This window comes from Novosphingobium sp. KN65.2 (assembly GCF_001368935.1).
Taxonomy (GTDB): Bacteria; Pseudomonadota; Alphaproteobacteria; order Sphingomonadales; family Sphingomonadaceae; genus Novosphingobium; species Novosphingobium mathurense.
Map to the genome: position 1 here is coordinate 1 of NZ_CCBH010000019.1, position 2,354 is coordinate 2,354.

The 2,354-nt window shown below is 59.7% G+C and carries 3 protein-coding genes and 1 pseudogene; all 4 read right to left on the reverse strand.

Annotation, left to right across the window (positions count from 1 at the left end; translation table 11 throughout):
* The coding region (locus SPHV1_RS00980; RefSeq protein ID WP_054944281.1) for a thermonuclease family protein at positions 1–549 on the reverse strand (549 nt) is incomplete at its 3' end.
* 61 nt (positions 550–610) lie between these two features.
* Positions 611–1,108, reverse strand: a pseudogene (locus SPHV1_RS00985) (IS6 family transposase); the annotation flags it as partial.
* A 26-nt stretch (positions 1,109–1,134) separates the two neighbouring features.
* Positions 1,135–1,335 (reverse strand): hypothetical protein, encoded by a 201-nt coding sequence (locus SPHV1_RS00990; RefSeq protein WP_054944282.1) that lies wholly within the window; start codon positions 1,333–1,335, stop codon positions 1,135–1,137.
* Complete coding sequence (locus SPHV1_RS25290; protein WP_054944283.1) at positions 1,332–1,886, reverse strand: hypothetical protein; 555 nt, start codon at positions 1,884–1,886, stop codon at positions 1,332–1,334. Before SPHV1_RS25290 ends, SPHV1_RS00990 begins: the two co-directional genes overlap by 4 nt.
* Positions 1,887–2,354 lie beyond the last annotated feature (468 nt).

The following is a 2,354-nucleotide window of genomic DNA, read 5'->3' on the forward strand; positions in this document are numbered from 1 at the left end:
ACGATATCCGGGCTGTCCATAATAGATGGGGGCTGCTCCTGCCGCCCATGCCGCGGCACAGTTGCGATAGAACACGCCTTCTGATTGACGGCGTGTGCCGACCGGACTTTCAGGCATCTGCCGCGGGGGAGGGTGCCGGGTCACCGGCGGGGGGTCAAGTTGGGGGTGTGCAGCGCGATAGTCGGATGGCACGTCGAACTGCGAACCCCAGATACCGATGCCCAGCCGTCGCACGCGAGCTTCTGCCTCGACATAGGCCTGACTGAACTGGGGCAGCGCAACAGCAAGCCCCGCCTCAACCATGGCCTGCCCCAAGTCGAGACCATTGACTGTGCAGGTCGCGACAATTCGCTGGTAGCGGTCGATGTCGCGTTGCCGGCACAGGACGGTCTTGCCGTTTACAGTACTGGCGAGCAATCCAGTCGCGTCCTGGCCGCAGTGCCACGCATCACCGCGGCGAGTGCGTGTCTGCTGGGATTCAGGCGCATCAACGCCGTGCAGCCTTATGCGCTCGCCGCCCAAGCTCAGGGTGTCGCCGTCGATCGCCATCACGGTACGGTTCTGTCGCAAACGTTGGCCGGCCGTGCGGCTTGCTCTTTGACGTTGTATTTCAGGCTGCGAGACTGTCGAACTGATCTGCGAGGGACGGATTGCGGGCGTCGTTGGCAGGTATCATCTGCCCCTTGCGGATCATGTGAATGAGTTCGATGCCTTCCAGGATGACCGCGGCGGCGGCTTGGGACCTGAAACCGAGCATTGGCCGGATGCGGCGCTTGATGCGCCGGTGGTCCTGCTCGGTCCGGTTATTCAAGTATTGGCTCTGCCGGACCTTAAGCGGCTCGGCCTCGGATCGGCTTCGCATCCTAACTTCAGCATGGCATCGGCGAGCAGCTTCCAGGTTGGTCTGGCTGCCGTCGATGGTCACCAGGACGGGCAGGCCGTGGCGCGCATAGGCCCGCCGGAAGAAGCGCTTCGCATCTTTGAGGTTGCGCGTCCTGGAGAACAGGAAATCGACCGTGCCGCCCGATTTGTCGATCGCGCGGTAGAGGTACATCCACTCGCCCTTCACCTTGATGTAGGTCTCATCGACGTTCCATTTGCCCGTCACTCTATCGCGGGCGTCCGCAAAAATTGTCAGTAATTTGAGACTATCGGCGTAGCACCAGCGGCTGTTGCGCGGGCCTCCGCACGCTCAAGGGCAAGGCGCTTGCGGGCCGTGCGGCGTACGCCGTCATTGCGACACACTTCTGCGTCCGCAATCGAGCTGTCGGGGCCCAGCAATGCCTTGCGCGCCCTAACGTTAGCGAGGTAGCCCTTGAGTTCGAGCGTCTTCATAGAGGATTAGATAGCCCCAAATGCACCGGATTTCCACCTTCTTCCGCAATCCGACGTTGAAGGTAAACAAGGTCCAAACCTTCGGCGAGCGCATAAAGTGCCTTCGCCTGCTCAAGCATGGCGGTATCTGCGCCCGCGACCTCGTGTTGCCCCAACCGGTCCGCGATCATGTCTTCGATCGCAGGCAAGACAATCGCTGCTCCGTCACGCACGATCAACTTGATGCAGCGTTCTCTGTCTCCAAGTCCATCGAAATATCCGCCTGAAACCTGCTCAATCGCGAATTGAGGGTGGGCGGGATGGTACCATCCTCTAAGCCCGTGGAGTGCTTTTTCGTCTTCTTCAAAACCTGCGGCGTGCATGGCTTCACTGAAGGCTCCGTCATTGCCTGCCACCACGTCAAAGTCCGCCGACATGAAAGCGCCATCTGTATGGATCGCCGCCGCGGCACCGCCGACCAGCACTGCGTGGTTTCCAGTGGTGAGTTCGTAAGCGGAAAAAGCGTCAGCCAATGGCGCGAGGGCCGCAAGGTATTCGCGTGGCAGGGTCATCAGGCAAACTTCAATAACCAATTGGATAGACTGGTGATCAAGTCCTCCTGTTAGCAGCCCATGGACGGAATGTCAGCAATGCCGACAAAGTTGATGTTCACAGCTCGTAGAAGGCTTCATAAGTTCACCCGGTTGTTAATTGGCTTTCCACAAGTTCCCTTTTGCAGGTGAACCGCCTCAGGGGGTGCATGAGAATGATTGTCTTGGGTTACGCCGTGGAGCTCTTATGGCTGCAGATGCTGGTTTTGGCATCGCCGGCGCTCGCGTGGTCCGGGCCTATGCGCGCGCGAAATACCAAGATGCAATTTCAGCCAGGCGATCGGGGCAATCATCCGCCAAGGTATCGAGGAGAGCTTGCAAACGCCATGAACCGCAATGACGATCCCGAGCCGGTCGACGAGCTGCGCTGGAAAGCGGTGGCATCGAAACGACGCAGGTCGTGATCGACGACGCCGACATCATCCGAGG